The sequence below is a fragment of the Marinomonas sp. FW-1 genome (assembly GCF_005222245.1).
In the GTDB taxonomy this organism is placed as follows: Bacteria; Pseudomonadota; Gammaproteobacteria; order Pseudomonadales; family Marinomonadaceae; genus Marinomonas; species Marinomonas alcarazii.
This window is the reverse complement of the sequence record NZ_CP025987.1, coordinates 3117388-3132910: the sequence shown is the minus strand read 5'-3', so window position 1 is coordinate 3132910 and position 15523 is coordinate 3117388. Positions and strand designations below refer to the sequence as shown.

At 43.8% G+C, this 15523-nt stretch carries 14 protein-coding genes; 10 read left to right on the top strand and 4 right to left on the bottom strand.

The features are described from left to right. Positions 1-27: 27 nt before the first annotated feature. A complete protein-coding gene (locus C1X04_RS14510) occupies positions 28-408 on the top strand; it encodes a hypothetical protein (RefSeq protein WP_137170318.1) in 381 nt (126 codons plus the stop codon). A 27-nt stretch (positions 409-435) separates the two neighbouring features. Here C1X04_RS14510 and nadB read toward each other — a convergent pair whose 3' ends face one another. Further along, positions 436-2031 carry an L-aspartate oxidase gene (gene nadB / locus C1X04_RS14505; RefSeq protein ID WP_137170317.1) on the bottom strand — a complete coding sequence of 532 codons (1596 nt, stop codon included), beginning with the start codon at positions 2029-2031 and terminating at the stop codon, positions 436-438. A gap of 233 nt (positions 2032-2264) precedes the next feature. Here nadB and rpoE point away from each other — a divergent pair, with 233 nt between their 5' ends. The 6 genes from rpoE (at position 2265) to C1X04_RS14475 (ending at position 7015) form a co-directional block, all read left to right on the top strand. After that, positions 2265-2852 (top strand): RNA polymerase sigma factor RpoE, encoded by a 588-nt coding sequence (gene rpoE, locus C1X04_RS14500; protein WP_110577339.1) that lies wholly within the window; start codon positions 2265-2267, stop codon positions 2850-2852. 2 nt (positions 2853-2854) lie between these two features. Continuing rightward, positions 2855-3532, top strand: coding sequence for a sigma-E factor negative regulatory protein (locus C1X04_RS14495; RefSeq protein WP_110577267.1), 678 nt, complete (start codon positions 2855-2857; stop codon positions 3530-3532). Positions 3533-3535: 3 nt separating this feature from the next. Next, complete coding sequence (locus C1X04_RS14490) at positions 3536-4507, top strand: MucB/RseB C-terminal domain-containing protein (protein ID WP_110577268.1); 972 nt, start codon at positions 3536-3538, stop codon at positions 4505-4507. Next, complete coding sequence (locus C1X04_RS14485) at positions 4500-4967, top strand: SoxR reducing system RseC family protein (RefSeq protein WP_110577269.1); 468 nt, start codon at positions 4500-4502, stop codon at positions 4965-4967. The genes C1X04_RS14490 and C1X04_RS14485 overlap by 8 nt, the downstream gene beginning before the upstream one ends. Before the next feature lie 61 nt (positions 4968-5028). After that, positions 5029-6438 (top strand): DegQ family serine endoprotease, encoded by a 1410-nt coding sequence (locus C1X04_RS14480; protein ID WP_110577270.1) that lies wholly within the window; start codon positions 5029-5031, stop codon positions 6436-6438. A gap of 151 nt (positions 6439-6589) precedes the next feature. Next, positions 6590-7015 carry a chemotaxis protein CheW gene (locus C1X04_RS14475; protein ID WP_110577271.1) on the top strand — a complete coding sequence of 142 codons (426 nt, stop codon included), beginning with the start codon at positions 6590-6592 and terminating at the stop codon, positions 7013-7015. A 70-nt stretch (positions 7016-7085) separates the two neighbouring features. On the opposite strand, the gene argA is transcribed toward C1X04_RS14475, so the two are convergent. Together argA and argE are read right to left on the bottom strand one after the other, a co-directional pair. Further along, positions 7086-8408 carry an amino-acid N-acetyltransferase gene (gene argA / locus C1X04_RS14470; RefSeq protein ID WP_110577272.1) on the bottom strand — a complete coding sequence of 441 codons (1323 nt, stop codon included), beginning with the start codon at positions 8406-8408 and terminating at the stop codon, positions 7086-7088. Continuing rightward, entirely contained in the window at positions 8398-9573 is a 1176-nt protein-coding gene (gene argE, locus C1X04_RS14465) for an acetylornithine deacetylase (RefSeq protein ID WP_137170316.1), read from the bottom strand. Before argE ends, argA begins: the two co-directional genes overlap by 11 nt. 131 nt (positions 9574-9704) lie before the next feature. On the opposite strand from argE, the gene C1X04_RS14460 reads away from it, so the two are divergent. The 3 genes from C1X04_RS14460 (at position 9705) to C1X04_RS14450 (ending at position 13972) form a co-directional block, all read left to right on the top strand. Continuing rightward, positions 9705-10646 carry a CYTH domain-containing protein gene (locus C1X04_RS14460; protein ID WP_110577274.1) on the top strand — a complete coding sequence of 314 codons (942 nt, stop codon included), beginning with the start codon at positions 9705-9707 and terminating at the stop codon, positions 10644-10646. A gap of 51 nt (positions 10647-10697) precedes the next feature. After that, the gene (glnE, locus tag C1X04_RS14455) at positions 10698-13628 is read left to right on the top strand and encodes a bifunctional [glutamate--ammonia ligase]-adenylyl-L-tyrosine phosphorylase/[glutamate--ammonia-ligase] adenylyltransferase (RefSeq protein WP_110577275.1); all 2931 of its coding nucleotides are present in this window, start codon (positions 10698-10700) and stop codon (positions 13626-13628) included. Positions 13629-13762: 134 nt separating this feature from the next. Further along, positions 13763-13972 (top strand): hypothetical protein, encoded by a 210-nt coding sequence (locus tag C1X04_RS14450; RefSeq protein WP_110577276.1) that lies wholly within the window; start codon positions 13763-13765, stop codon positions 13970-13972. Positions 13973-14071: 99 nt separating this feature from the next. On the opposite strand, the gene sbmA is transcribed toward C1X04_RS14450, so the two are convergent. Further along, positions 14072-15352 carry a peptide antibiotic transporter SbmA gene (gene sbmA, locus C1X04_RS14445; RefSeq protein ID WP_137170315.1) on the bottom strand — a complete coding sequence of 427 codons (1281 nt, stop codon included), beginning with the start codon at positions 15350-15352 and terminating at the stop codon, positions 14072-14074. Positions 15353-15523 lie beyond the last annotated feature (171 nt).

Genomic DNA, 15523 nt, shown 5'->3' with positions numbered 1-15523 from the left:
GTATGGCTACTAACGGCCATCGTTTACATGGCTTTATTGCAAGTTTTTTGGATGCCTGCCTTTTGGCGGGCATTGTTTTATATTGGTATTGGACTGCTTAGTGCAACCTTATTAATTCGTGCTTTTTTCATGGAGAAACAACGGGTTGGGATTGATGAGCAGGGTGCGTATTTAGTTAAGAATGGACATTATGCGAGGCTAACTTTTGTACGCGCCAACAGTGTGCAACTGATCGCGAGAGTGGAGCGAGGCAAGTCTTTTGTTGCACGTATTTGGCCTAATTATCGCGTTATTTATCGAGACAGCGTTCAGCTGGATCAATACCACACACTGCTTTCTTATGCGGCACAGCAAATTTTGCTGAGCCGCAGTGAAGAAGCTAAAAAGCGTTTTGGTTCAAAAGCTTAATTTTAACTCAGAATCGAAAAACACAGCTTAGTCTGTGTTTTTCGGAGTCAGTATGGTCGGTGTACTGGTTGCCAGCTTATTTGGATAGTCTAAGGTGAAATGTAAGCCTCGGCTTTCTTTGCGAGACATCGCGGAACGTATGATTAAATCTGCCACAACCGCTAAGTTTCGTAGCTCCAGTAAATCGTTAGAAACCTTATAGTTAGTATAGAACTCTTGGATTTCTGATTGTAACAAATCGACTCTATGCTTGGCCCTTAAAAGGCGCTTGTCCGTTCTCACTATGCCAACATAATCCCACATAAAGCGTCGTAACTCTTGCCAGTTATGGGTGATAACCACATCTTCATCTGAATTAGTCACTTTACTTTCATCCCAGTCTGGAATGGTGATTTCATTTGCCTTTTGCTTGTTTTCAGAGATGTGGCGGGCCGCTGAGCGAGCAAAAACAATACATTCTAATAAAGAGTTGCTGGCTAGACGGTTTGCACCATGAAGGCCTGTATAGGCGGTTTCACCGATAGCGTATAAGTTGGCTATGTCTGTTGCGCTGTGACGATTTACCACGACACCACCACACGTGTAATGAGCCGCAGGCACGACAGGAATCGGCCCTTTGGTCATATCATGGCCGTATTCCAAGCAGCGTTTATAAATGGTTGGAAAATGCTCTTTGATAAATTCTGGGTCTTTATGGGAAATATCTAGCAAAACATGATGAATGCCAAGGCGTTTCATTTCGTGGTCAATGGCGCGAGCAACAATGTCACGTGGGGCTAGCTCTTTGCGTTTATCGAACTTCTCCATGAATTGAGAGCCGTCTGGCAGTAAGAGTTTTCCGCCTTCACCACGTACCGCTTCCGATATCAAAAAGGTTTTGGCTTTGGAGTCGTAGAGGCAGGTTGGATGGAATTGATTGAATTCCATGTTTGCGACTCGACAACCAGCACGCCATGCCATGGCAATACCATCTCCAGAAGCGGTATCAGGGTTACTTGTATATAGATACACTTTGCTGCTGCCGCCACATGCCAAGGAGATAAATTGGCCGTGAAAGACTTCGATAACATCGTCGTCTAGATTTAACGCGTAAACACCAACAGCACGGTTGGGACCATCAACGCCAAGTTTGTCAGTGGTAATAACATCGATCGCAACACGATCAGGGTAAAAATCGATATTGGGGTGTTTACTGGCGTTTTTAATTAGGGTTTTTGAGATGGCTAATCCCGTTGCATCTGCACTGTGGATAATGCGTCTATGGCTATGACCACCTTCTTTTGTTAAGTGATATTCTTCGCTTTCACCGTAGCGGGTGAAGGGAACGCCTTGATCTATTAGCCAATCAATACTTTCTTTAGAGTGTTCAACCGTAAAGCGAATAGCATCTGGGTCGCCAAGTTCAACACCAGCGTCAATTGTGTCATCAATATGAGAATCTATGGTGTCTTTGTCCGATAATACAGCTGCAACACCACCTTGAGCATACAATGTTGAACCTTCACGGATATCGGCTTTAGTCAAAATTGCTACTCGATGCTGATCGGCCAGCTCAAGAGCAAGCGTTAATCCCGCAGCGCCTGCGCCAATAATGACGATGTCGTATTTATAATGTCGGCTCATTGTATTGATCTAATTATGAATAAAAAATTAATGTTACTATTGTTGTCACTCAATAGTGAATACTTTCTGAGATCACATTTTGAATATTCACCATACTTTGTCGTTTTGAGTGTGTTTTATCTTGTTTAAACAGGCTGTTTAGAATATCAAACGGGAACTCATAGGAATGCGCGTTGTCTTCTCTTGAAGTAGCAGAGGCGCAGACGAATAGGTTTATTTTACATGAGGTGCCTATGCAGCACGAAACGTCTTCAGATCAGGCGTTAGTTGAAAAAGTACAGCAGGGCGACAAGCGGGCTTTTGATCTACTTGTAGTCAAATATCAATATAAGGTTATTGGCTTAATTGGACGTTATGTACAAGACAGAAGTGAAGTATTAGACGTAGCTCAGGATAGTTTTATTAAGGCGTACCGCGCGATTGGAAGCTTTCGTGGAGAAAGTGCTTTTTATACTTGGTTGTATCGTATTGCCGTAAACACCGCAAAAAACTATCTAGTCAGTCGCTCCCGCCGTCCTCCAGAGTCGGATGTTGAACTGGATAATGAAGAAGTGTTCAGTGTCTATGAGCCCTTAGCTGATATAGACACACCTGAAGCGAAACTAAACAGTGATCGCCTTGAAAAAGCGATTCATTATGCCATTCAACAGTTGCCTGAAGAGTTGCGCAGTGCATTAACGCTACGAGAGTTTGACGGTCTGAGTTATGAAGATATTTCGTTGATTATGGACTGTCCCGTAGGAACGGTTCGTTCACGTATATTTCGTGCTCGAGAGGCGGTAGAAAAACACATACGTCCCTTGATGGGGTCAGGAGAGTAAAGATGAAAGCTTTAAATGATGATTTCCCAGAAAATCATAGCTCCCGAGAGAAAGGTAACTCCCTAGACGTGAATAGTTACCCTGATGTGCTCCCAAGTTTGTCGGCCATGTTTGATGGCGAGGCGACGGAGCAAGATTTAGAATGTTTATTAAACGCAGACAGTCAGGATGTAAGCCGACAGTTAGAAAGTTTTCACTTGATTCAACAAACACTCCATAAAGAGTCCTCTGTGGCGGTTGGACTTGAAGGGAGTTTACTGTCTCGTATACGTGCAGAACTTGACGTTGATGCTTCTTTTCCCGATGTACAAGACAATACAGAAGGAAGTAACTTACTGCCTTTCGTGCTACCGACAGAAAGCTCGTCAGTGTCTCGACCTGCTTGGCGTATGGCGTTATCTAGTGTGGCGATTGCTGCCAGCGTGACATTTGTGGTTATTTTTGCAGGCAATCAATTCTTAACATCTGAGCCGCAAATACAAAAATTAACGGCTGATGTCAGTTCGTCGTTACCAAATATGGTTGTTACCCCTTTGGCTGAGTTAGATAGCGAAGCGTCGCAATTCGACAATGAGAAGTTGCAGCACTATCTGCGACAGCACGCTGAGCAAGCGACAATGACAGTAGGTCAAGGCATGATTCCTATGGCTCGTGTCGTTAGTTACCCGATAAAAGAGTAGTTTATGAAATTGATTTCGCCATTTCACATTTTTTTCACGGTACTGTGCTTTATTATTTCGGGAACGAGCTTAGCAAGTAATGCGTCACCGGATGCTTTGCATTTGCTAAGAAGCATGACACAGTCATTTTCGACACTGAGTTATGACGGTGTGTTCGTGCATTCTGAAGCAATGAATATGAATAGCATGCGTGTTCGTCATAGTTTGATGAATGGCGTTGAATATGAAAGCTTAGTGGATCTGGATGGCGATAAAATTGAAGTTTTGCGCATCGATGACAAAATTATTTCTGTTTACCCAAATGCGATGCTTGCAAATACTCGCGCACCCTTGATACCGCCTTTCAAGCGCTTTAAAGATGTTGAGAGTGATCGGCTTATCAAGGGATATGACATGGTAATTAGTGACCATACGAGCCGTATTGCTGGGCGTAAAGTGGTGGCTGTAAAACTTATACCAAAAGACCAATACCGCTATGGACATCAGTTTTGGTTAGATGAAGAGAATCACTTTCTTCTAAAACATGACATGATGAAAACAGACGGAAAGCTATTAGAAAGAATTCAATTTACGTCCGTTAACTTTGCACCAGACTTGAAAGATAAAGATTTTGTCCCAAAAGAGGGGAGTTATGCAGAATCTGTTGTTGATACACCGCCAAGACGGGTCAAAAATCTTTGGCGGTTCGATTGGCTACCTAAGGGCTTTTCCTTAGTTTGGCCTGAAGCGCGTTCTTTGAATCATGGAACTAGCATGCTTTTATTATCGGATGGTATGACAACAGTATCTGTGTTCATTGAGCCAACAATGAAGCCTAAGCCCATGTCGATTTTGAATATGGGAGCGACCATTGCTGGCGAACGAAGTATTAAGGTAAAAGACCAGCTGTACTTGTTGACCATGGTGGGTGAAGTACCTGAACCGACTATTGAAAAACTGATGACTGTATTTATGCCAAGGCCTGAGCATGATTGAAGAATCTGGAACCGTATTATCGACCGAAGAAGGGTTTGCTGATGTCGAAACGATTCGAACTAGCACCTGTACTTCGTGTCGTGCACGCCACGGCTGTGGTCACCATGCGATTGCGCAAGTTTCTTCAGCCAATAGAATGCGCATGAAAGCAATTGATTCTTTTAATGTGAAAGTGGGTCAAAAAGTGGTGGTTGGTATACCTGAAGATACCTTGCTACAGGCGTCTATGTGGATGTATCTCATACCTTTACTTGGCTTAATTGGCGGTGCTGTTTTGCCCTCTTTATGGGGAGGAGAGTCTGGCGTCGCGGTTATCTTCTCTATTATTGGTTTTGCTGGTGGTTTGTTACTGGCGCGGAATAAATCGAGAAAAGAAACATATAACCTGGATTATTATCCAAAAATTTTACGAATTGAGGCGCTTGATGACGGTCACATCCCCTTGGTTGTGACGCCATAGATGTCTAATGATCTTCACCTGGCACTGTAATGAACTTGGTACGTTTTAAGGAGACCAATCAATGAACAGATTGCTTAAACACGTAAGCATGATCTTCGTCAGCATGTTTTTGATGACTTCAATGCTTTCTCATGCGGCTTCTCTGCCTGACTTCACCGAGTTAGTTGAAGAAGCTTCCCCCGCTGTTGTGAATATCAGTACGGAACAGACTGTTACCACAAAAACGGCTAACCAAGGTGGTCAGCAATTAGGGCCAAATAGCGAAGAGCTTAACGAGTTCTTTAAGCATTTCTTTGGTCAGCAGCCTTTCGGTCAGCAAGCGCCACCACAGCAAGGACAGCGCAGTTCTTTAGGTTCTGGCTTCATTGTTTCGCATGATGGGTATGTGTTGACTAACAACCATGTTATTGACGGTGCGGATGTTATTCATGTGCGCTTAAGTGACCGTCGAGAGTATGTTGCTAAGTTAGTCGGAACCGATCCGCGTACCGATTTAGCCTTACTTAAAATCGAAGCTGATGACTTGCCTATCGTAAAAATGGGGGATTCAGACAAGCTTAAACCAGGACAGTGGGTATTAGCGATTGGCTCGCCATTTGGTTTTGATTATACCGTGACGGCCGGTATTGTCAGTGCAACAGGGCGAAACTTGCCTTCTGACAACTATGTGCCTTTTATTCAAACCGATGTCGCGATTAACCCAGGCAACTCTGGTGGCCCTTTGTTTAACTTAGATGGCGAAGTGGTAGGCATAAATTCACAAATTTATACCCGTTCGGGTGGCTTTATGGGCGTGTCTTTTGCGATTCCGTCCAAAGTGGCTATGTCAGTCGTTGAGCAGCTGAAGAGCGACGGTAAGGTGTCTCGTGCTTGGTTGGGTGTGCTGATTCAGGATGTAAATAATGAACTGGCAGAGTCATTTGGATTAGACAGATCAAATGGTGCTTTAATCAGTCGTGTATTACCTGATTCACCAGCAGAAAAATCAGGCTTAAAATCAGGCGACATCATCTTGGAATTCAATGGTCAATCTATCGCGCATTCGGGTGAACTGCCTTATATCGTTGGGCAAATGAAAGCGGGTGAAAAAGTAGAGGCGAAAGTATATCGAGATGGTAAGGAGCAAACGATATCAGTGACACTGGATGCGCGCCCTAATGACCCTAACGTCATTGCGCAATCACAACAAGATCAAAACCGCCTAGGTATGATTGTTGGTGAAGTGCCAGCGGATATGGCTAAGCAATTTGAAATTGATGGCGGTGTTGTTATCGAGCAAGTGCTTGGTGGTACAGCAGCGCGTAATGGACTTCAGCCAGGTGATGTGATCACTATGCTGAATGGTAAACGCATTGATAGCGTGGCGACTTTTACGGAGATTGCCAAAAATGTTCCTAATGGGCGATCAGTGCCAATGCGAGTTATTAGGCAGGGTTACCCAATGTTTATTCCATTTAAAATCATTGAATAAAAGCAGTTGATAGAAAAAAAGCGGCCATCAGGTCGCTTTTTTTATGCCTAAAACTTGTGAATAAAGATTAGACATGTAACTATTTTTGTGAGAACGATGACTTACGTTAAATAAGTCTTATTGAAGTAGTGTATTGTTTGGAGGTTAGGTTGTGGATCAAGCTGTAGAGAAAGGGATCTGCTTTTGTTTAGGTGGTGAGCGGTACATTCATCCTCTCTCAAACGTAAAAGAAGTTCTCAGTTACCAGTCTCCAGCACCTGTGCCGGGTGCAGGCGAAGGTGTTGAAGGTATGATTGATGTACGTGGAAATATGGTCACCGTTTTGTATGGTACATATCTTCTAAAATTGGACCCCAATTCCTGTAAGAAGGAAGGCCATATTATTGTGTTGGATTTTCCTACTGGCTACTTTGGCGTTCGGGTAGAAGAGGTTGAGCAGGTGATGGATATACCGCAAAGTGTAGACACGAACGGTCTTGAGTATCGAGATCATCATTGCATTCAAGGCACTGTGCAGCTTAATAAGCAGCTTTATATCCTGGTGGAGTTTAGTGATTACTGCAAAGCGCTGGACTGAATAAAAGTCGATGACGACCTAGAGATAAGCCCCATAGGTCGTTTTTGACTTCGTGCTGTTAATGCAAATGCTACAACTTTTTAGCGAAGATTTTGGAGTTACGCTGGTAGTTATACAGTGCTTGCTTTTGCGTTGGTAAACTGGCTAAGGTTGTTTCGCTAAAGCCTCGCTCTATAAACCAATGAGCTGTTCGAGTGGTAAGCAGGAAAAGCATTGAAAGGTTAAGGCGTTTAGCGGCTTGTTCTATGCCTTTTAGTAAGCGTTCACCACGGTTGGAACCGCGATAATCTGGCGATACGGCTAAACAAGCTAACTCACCAGAATACTCTTGTTCGAATGGGTATAAGGCTGCGCAAGCAACGATTGCTCCGTCACGCTCGATGACGATAAAACGATCTATCTCATTTTCTAACAGCTCGCGTGACCGCCTTACTAAGATGCCTTTTTCTTCTAATGGCGACAATAATGCCATCATGCCACCAACGTCATCAATGTGCGCCGGACGCAATTGCTCATAACTGTCTTCGTCGATCATGGTGCCTGAGCCTTCACGAGTGAAAAGCTCCTGCAGTAAGCCGCCATTTACATTGTATGAAATCAAATGCGCTCTTGGCACGCCTTTGCGAACCGCTTGCACGCAGGCGTCTAAGGCGGCATGGGTAATGCTAGAAAGTGATTTTTCTTTCAGTATGGCTTCTGCATCCTTGGTTAACAGCTCTGAGTAAAGCTCCCCATCGCTTTTAAAGACACCTTCGTCTTCAGCGTAAATAATAAGCTTGTCTGCCTTTAGTTGAGTGGCCGCTTGGATGGCAACGTCTTCGCTTTTTAAGTTGAAGACTTCACCTGTTGGCGAGAAACCAAGGTGCGGCAAGAGCACCATATTGTCGTCTTCAAGTAGGCGAAAAATGGCTTCTGTGTCGATTCGACGAACCTCTCCTGTGTGTCCGTAATCGATGCCATCAACCACACCCAGAGGTCTAGCAATAACATAATTACCACTACACACTTTTAATCTAGCGCCATCCATAGGGGTGTTTGAAAGCCCCATAGAAAGTTGGGCTTCAAGTTGGACACGCACTGCAGCAGAAGCTTGGATAATATCCAATAACTGATCCTGTGGCGTGACACGATAGTCATCTTCGACGCGGCTGACTAAATTTCGATTAGATAGCGCTCGGCTTATTTGTGGTCGAGCACCTTGTACTAAGACAAGGCGAATTCCTAATGAATCCAGCAACGCAAGGTCATGAATTATGCTGGAAAAGTGGGTGCATTCGACAGCTTCACCTGGAATCAATATGACGAAGGTTTTTCCCCTATGGGCATTAATATAGGGGGAAGAATGGCGGAACCAGTCCACATAGTTGAATTCTTCAGGCACTTTATTCCTCATTTTTTTGCTCGTTTAATTGAAGGCAGAAACGCTCTATAAGACCGCGAATTACCCCTTGCATAGGTTTAATTTGATCCAGTGCCATAAATTCATTTGGCTGGTGAGCCTGATCAATCGAGCCAGGCCCTAAAATCAACGTCTCCATTCCCATTTGATTTAGGAAGGAGCCTTCCGTTGCAAACGCCACTGTGCTGGCTTGGCGTTTGGTTAAGGCTTCACATGCTTTTATGATATCTGATTCGACCGATGTATAAAAAGACGGAACGTCAGGAAACAAACTATTTAACTGTATTATTGTGCCAGTTTTTTCTTCTATGCGGGGAAGAATGGCGGCAATTTCTGCCATAAGAGCCTGATTACTCATTCCAGGTAGGGCTCGTAAATCAAATTCAAGTTCACAACGTCCACAAATTCGATTCGGGTTGTCGCCACCATGAATGCAGCCAAAATTCATTGTTGGGTAGTCAATAACAAAATTGGCGTCGCGATAGTTTGTTTTCAATTGTTGGCGAAACAGCATTAATTCCGACATCACATCGTGCATGGCATCCAGTGCATTGTTTCCCAATGATGGATTAGAGGAATGACCAGATTGTCCTGTTACTTGGATTCGTTCCATCATAATGCCCTTGTGGGCATAGATAGGTGTTAATGATGTAGGTTCACCTATCAGGGCATACCTTGCCTTTAAAGTGCCTTGATCCACAAGTGCTCTTGCGCCTGACATGGAGCTTTCTTCATCAGCCGTGGCGAGTATGATGAGTGGTTGCTTCAGATTAGATAGCTGCATCTGTTGAATGGTATCGATCACGATGGCAAAGAAGCCTTTCATGTCACAGCTGCCAAGGCCATAGAGTTTTTGCTCTCGCTCTTCTAATTTAAAGGGGTCTGATTTCCATCGACCTTTGTCGTAAGGCACTGTGTCTGTGTGGCCGGATAGCACTAAACCGCCATCACCGCTGCCAAGCGTGGCAATCAAATTGAATTTGTTCGGGTTGTCTGGCAAAGGCATTACTTCACATTGAAAGCCTTGGGAGCTGAGCCAGCTCTCGAGCAATTGAATAACCCCTTTATTTGACTGATCCCAATCAGCTTGACTACAACTGATAGAAGGCGATGCAATAAGCTGAGACATCATACTAATGAGCGAAGGCAATGCGGGCATAAAAGGCGTTCCTTGAATCCGAGTTATGAGCGAATATTACTACTGAACGCTAGGCATCTGGTACACTTGCTCGCACATTATTTTTTCTTTGTTGTTTGCTCAACAGCAAAGGTTTTAGAGGTTCGTATATTATGGCTACCGAGCTAGAGCTAAAGTTAATGCTTCAGTCTGAGTATCTCAAGTCCGCAAGTGATTTTCTTGATGAATTTTGCGCGCTTGCTGATGCGGAGGATCAATCTCGTCAGCCAACCTTGGCTTTGATGAATGCCTACTTTGATACTGAAGACGCCAGTCTTATGAAAGGAGGCATGGCGTTGCGTATTCGAGCGGTAAACAAGACCTTTATTCAAACGGTAAAAACTCGAGGTAGTAATCGTATTGGCATGCACGCCCGGGGAGAGTGGGAGTGGTTTTTACCTAATGACCAATTAGATTTATCACTATTGAATGAAGTGCCTTTGCCAGAAAGCTTGCAAGATATGTCCTGGGCCAATGAGCTGGTTGAAGTATATCGAACGGACTTCGAGCGCCAAGTTTGGAATATTCATTCAGCCGCCTGCAAAATGGAAGTGGTTTGTGATCAAGGTTTGGTTACCTCTCCATATGGAGAAGATTCAATTTGTGAGTTAGAACTGGAATTGAAGCAAGGTGACGAATCCGGCTTATATCAATTTGCATTGCAGTTGGCCGAGCGGGTTCCAGTGCAAGTGAGTATTGTCTCTAAGGCTCAAAAAGGCGTACGTTTGAAATATGGGCAGATAGAGTTCCCTGATAAACCACTTGCGACGTCAAGTTCTATTGAGCTGGCGGCGTATTGGTATGAAGTATGGTTAGTGTATTGGGAGGCAATGTATTTCATGGAGGATGAAGCGCTTTTGCAACCATTCCGTCACTCTATGGCGCAGTTGAAAAACTGCTTACCAGACACATTAGCGCAGCAATTAACCGCATTAGATAATGAGTTAATGCCTTATTTAGCAGACGAATCTGTTGTGTTAAAACAGTTAGCTGGCATGACAAACATTGGCGTCAATATGTTACTTGTCGGGCAATGGTTAAACAGCCAAGCTTAATGATCTATGTTGTAACGAAAAAATAAAAAGAAAATGTTGTAAGGAAGCCCTGTGACACCACCTCATTTAAACCCAAATTACGCGATATTTTGTGAGCAATCTCTTTCTCGTTCCTTGTTATTGGAGCATGTTCAAGACGCACGAGAGAGGCATGGTCTTGATGCATTGAGCCAAGAGCAAATCGATACATTAGAGCCGTTATGGGTTCTGAGTGAGTATTTGCATCAGCAATTTACTCGTTTCCCTCATTGGTTAGATGATCTCTTAACGTTAAAAGAGTTGCCGGAAAAACCATCAGTGGAAGCGTTAATGGCTGGGGAAGCGTTTTTCTCATGTGAGGCGAGTGCATGTTCGACAGAGACGTCAGAACCACTAGATGAAGCGGGTTTTATTAAACGTTTGCGTTTGTATCGACAGTGGTGGATGGTGCGACTAATCGCCTTGGATATTCAGCAACAAATTTCATTGACTGAGCTGACATCACGCCTAAGTGGCCTAGCGGATGCGTGTGTTAACGCCAGCTTGCAATGGACAACGCAGCACTATCTAGCCTTGTATGGTCAGGCGTTGGATAGTAACGGCCAGCCTCAGTCGATGATTGTGATTGGTATGGGGAAATTGGGGGGCAACGAATTAAACCTGTCTTCCGACATCGACCTCATTTTTGCATTCCGCGAACATGGTGACACCCAAGGTGGTAAAAAAAGCCTATCTCATCAAGAGTACTTTACTAAGTTGGGACAAAAACTGATCCAGCATTTGGATCAGGTAAGTGCCGATGGCTTTGTATTTAGAGTCGACATGCGCTTGCGACCGTTTGGTCAGTCAGGGGCCTTGGTGTTGAACATGGATTCTCTAGAGAACTATTACCAAGATCAAGGCCGAGATTGGGAACGCTATGCCATGATCAAAGCTCGTGTCATGTCAGGAAATACCTTAGATGTTCGTGAATTTGAAGCGTTACGAAAGCCTTTTGTCTATCGCAAGTATTTAGACTTTGGAGCAATCGGGGCGCTGCGTGATCTTAAACAAATGATTGCCAAAGAAGTGCGTCGTAAAGGCATAGAGCATAATATTAAATTAGGCGAAGGTGGAATTCGCGAAGTAGAGTTCATAGCCCAAGCTTTGCAAATCCTCCATGGCGGTAGAGATCAGAAGCTACAAACACCCGCTTTGCTAGAAGTCTTACCTTACCTTGCTAAGCAGGATTATTTACCCACAGAGGAAGTTGAGCAATTACGCGATGCTTATTTACTGCTGCGCCGAACAGAGCATGCATTGCAAGCGGTCAACGATGAGCAAACCCAATTGTTGCCTGAAGATGAAAGAGCTCGTACTCGCATTGCCTTGATGGTTGGGTTTCCTTCTTGGGAGGCGTTAGATGAACGTTTATGGGAAGTACGTAAAAATGTTCATCGTTCTTTTGTCGCCCTGATCGATGACGGTCATGAAAGCAGTGAAGAGGTTAAGAACCAAGAAACATGGCGTTTATTGATTAAGCATCCAGAAGACAAAGAAGCCATTGAAGATGCTATCGCATTAATTGCTTGGCAAGATCAAGAAGCAGCGATTATGAGAATCGCACAATTGCTTAGCTCGCGTACTGTTGTTTACATGCAACCTATTGGGCATGAACGGCTTGCGGTGTTTTTAGCTGCGCTCATAACGAAATTAACGGATGAAGTGAATCCAGATCTAGTGTTGGAGCGTGTTTTCCCCATATTAGAAGCGGTATTGCGCAGAACGGCTTATTTGGTGCTGCTATGTGAGAACCAAACTGCGCTGACACACCTGATTCGCTTATGCCGAGAAAGTGTTTGGTTCACCGAGGCGATCTCGACAACGCCAGCATTGTTGGATGAGTTGTTAGATGCCAATACGCTGTTTTCTCCACCTGATAAGACGATGCTTGCTGAAGAGCTTCAGCAGATATTATTGCGTTTGCCGGAAGAAGATGAAGAAGCACAAATGGATGCTATGCGTCGCTTTAGACGTTCTATTATCTTGCGTATTGCGGCCTGTGATATCACCGAAATCTTGCCTGTCATGAAAGTGAGTGATCACTTAACTTGGTTGGCAGAAGTGCTTCTTGATCAAGTATTGCAGCAGTCTTGGCAATATTTGACCAAGAAACATGGCTTTCCTGTGAGCCAAGGTGAAGCTGCGTATTCTCCGCAACTGGCGATTATAGGTTATGGAAAATCCGGTGGCTGGGAGCTGGGTTACGATTCAGATTTGGATCTTGTGTTTATTCATGATGCACAAGCAACAGGTAGCACAGACGGCGAACGCAGTATCGATAATTTAACTTTCTATACTCGACTAGGGCAGCGTTTAATTCACATGATCACGAGCTTTACCGCTGCGGGTCGATTGTATGAGGTAGACATGCGCTTGCGTCCTTCTGGTAATTCTGGCCTATTGGTTTCTAGTTTAGATGCCTTTAAAGATTACCAGCAAAAGGAAGCGTGGGTTTGGGAGCATCAAGCATTGACGCGTTCTCGTGGTTTGGCGGGAGACCCTAATCTACTAGCTAAGTTTGAAGACTGCCGCAAAGAGATTATTGCTTCTGTTAGAGATCGAAATGAACTCAAAGCGGAAGTAATAAAAATGCGTGAGAAAATGCGTGCTCACCTTGATACTGGCGGTAAAGACAAAGGTTTTGATCTTAAGCAGGGCGCTGGTGGCATTATAGACATCGAATTTATGGTGCAGTACTTAGTATTGGCTTGGTCGCACCAGTATCCTGAACTTATGCGTTTTTCGGATAATGTCCGCCAGTTAGAAGCTGCAGCAAGTGTTGGGCTTCTAGATAAAGATCAAGCAGAGAAGATGACTGACACTTATACCTTGTATCGCTCGCTTGTTCACCGTTTGAGTTTGCAACATCAAAGCCGAGTTATTCAAAATGAAAAGCTAGTCAGTAACCAGAATATGGTCAGCCAGTTTTGGAGTCATTTTGTGACGGATAAAAATGTTTGAGTAAATTTCATCCCGTTTACAAAAAGTCATTCGTAAATATGTTATTTTCTGACTATACTGGATGTATTGATGTTTTTTTGATCAATGAGTAACCTACAAACGCGAAACACGTTAGTAGGTTTATAGGAGGAAAAATGCCAAGTATTAATGGTTTGAGTAGTCCTGCGATGGATTATGCTAGTGAGGTATACAGTGCCAGCTTGTCAAAAGTTGCCCAGCAACAAAAAGCAGAGCAAGAGCTTGCCTTGTTAGAGGAAGCGGCAAAAACGGTAACGCCTGCCGCGAATAGTGGGTCGCACACTACGACGGATAACTTAGGTCAGAATATAAACGTTAACGTTTGACACCGTATAAAAACGTTTATTTGAAATGTACTTAATAATAAAAGGCCCGTTAGATTGAATCTAACGGGCCTTTTATATTCACGAATATACGCTATTGATTTACTGCTGTGTTTCGATAAAACTCTGGTCTTCTTCAGGCAGTGGTTGATCGTAAATAGCCGCTTCAAAAGCTTTAAGACGTTTGTAGATAGATAATAGTTCTACAATCGTTGTCCAAGAGTTAACCAAGTACTGGAAGGAATTCTCTACTTGATTGAACGCATTATTGATTTGTTGAAATATCCCAAAAGTGATGGCGCCAGCAACGATAGATGGGCCGAGTGCGATTAATGGTACTAAAACACCTGCTTGAAGGTAACCGTAACGAACCACATTAAAATACAAGTAGTTAAAGTAAAGAGTGAAGTAGTTTTTACGTACATGGTTAAACAGTTCTTTTAATGTTGCAGGCTCTGCTCTGTCGGCTCTATCTTCACCATATACCAGTTCTTTTCGGTAGGCAGCCTCAACACGTTGATTTTTAAATTCCAAACCGGGAAGTTTGATACCAGCTACCGCAAGAAGTGCTGTCCCGATAATCGACCAAAATAATGCGGTGAAAACTAACCCCTGTGGTACTTCACCGATAAAGGGAAGTTCTTTGACATAGGAGGAGAGCCCCCACAGTACAGGCAAAAAGGCGATCAAAGTCATAACTGAGCTGATCAAACGCACTCCCAGACCTTCCATTATGCTGGCAAAGCGCATGGTGTCTTCTTGGATACGCTGTGACGCCCCTTCAATGTGCCTAACTTGCTGCCATTTTGATGAATAATATTCCGTCATGGACGTTCTCCAGCGGAAGATGTAATGGCTCACAAAGAAGCTCTTTAGAACCACGAGGCTTATGTGTGTTGCTGCAATCCCAAAGAAGACATAGATCTGAGCAAAGTAGTCATCCATAGTGATTGAATTTGGGGTTGTTAAGGCTTTTTGAACTAGGTTATAAAAATCGCCATACCAACTGTTCAGCATGACGCTAAGTTGTACGCTGAACCAAGTAGCAAAAATAATTAAGCCCGACCCCATCACTGACCATTTTGCCCATTTATGGCCACCGAAGATCATCCAGATCCCGATAAATAACCCATAACATACCGCTATGTATTGATAGAGCCACGCATCTAATGCCGTACTTTGTGCGCTCTGAAATGCGCTTTGGGCAGCAGCATCAGCACCTTCCGCTAAAGCCTCAGGAAAGTGGACGCCAAAAAAGGAGCCTAGGCTTAAAATGTGTCCTAAGTCCTGAACGACAGCATACCAGCCAATCACACAAACTAGTGCCCAGATGACAAAACTTAGGAAAAAGAGCTTGGGTTTTGGGAAAAAAGATTGAAACACGTTGTTGTTTCTCTATGTTAGTTAATTAGTTGGGATGAGTAAGCCATTGATTTACACAGGGTTAGTTAATGGCGAATCATCCGAGCTTAAACCAGTGAAGTGATAATGACAATCAGATACCAGTACTTGAATCAGCAAAAAAGGCGACAATTTATTAACTAAGAGTCGTTT

Excerpts from the sequence above, each read along its gene's own strand:
- C1X04_RS14510 (WP_137170318.1), top strand. The coding sequence starts at position 28 with ATGGCTTTATTGCAAGTTTTTTGGATGCCTGCCTTTTGGCGGGCATTG.
- C1X04_RS14480 (WP_110577270.1), top strand. The coding sequence starts at position 5,029 with ATGAACAGATTGCTTAAACACGTAAGCATGATCTTCGTCAGCATGTTT.
- nadB (WP_137170317.1), bottom strand. The coding sequence starts at position 2,031 with ATGAGCCGACATTATAAATACGACATCGTCATTATTGGCGCAGGCGCT.
- argA (WP_110577272.1), bottom strand. The coding sequence starts at position 8,408 with ATGAGGAATAAAGTGCCTGAAGAATTCAACTATGTGGACTGGTTCCGC.
- C1X04_RS14450 (WP_110577276.1), top strand. The coding sequence starts at position 13,763 with ATGCCAAGTATTAATGGTTTGAGTAGTCCTGCGATGGATTATGCTAGT.
- C1X04_RS14485 (WP_110577269.1), top strand. The coding sequence starts at position 4,500 with ATGATTGAAGAATCTGGAACCGTATTATCGACCGAAGAAGGGTTTGCT.
- rpoE (WP_110577339.1), top strand. The coding sequence starts at position 2,265 with ATGCAGCACGAAACGTCTTCAGATCAGGCGTTAGTTGAAAAAGTACAG.
- C1X04_RS14495 (WP_110577267.1), top strand. The coding sequence starts at position 2,855 with ATGAAAGCTTTAAATGATGATTTCCCAGAAAATCATAGCTCCCGAGAG.
- C1X04_RS14460 (WP_110577274.1), top strand. The coding sequence starts at position 9,705 with ATGGCTACCGAGCTAGAGCTAAAGTTAATGCTTCAGTCTGAGTATCTC.
- C1X04_RS14490 (WP_110577268.1), top strand. The coding sequence starts at position 3,536 with ATGAAATTGATTTCGCCATTTCACATTTTTTTCACGGTACTGTGCTTT.
- argE (WP_137170316.1), bottom strand. The coding sequence starts at position 9,573 with ATGCCCGCATTGCCTTCGCTCATTAGTATGATGTCTCAGCTTATTGCA.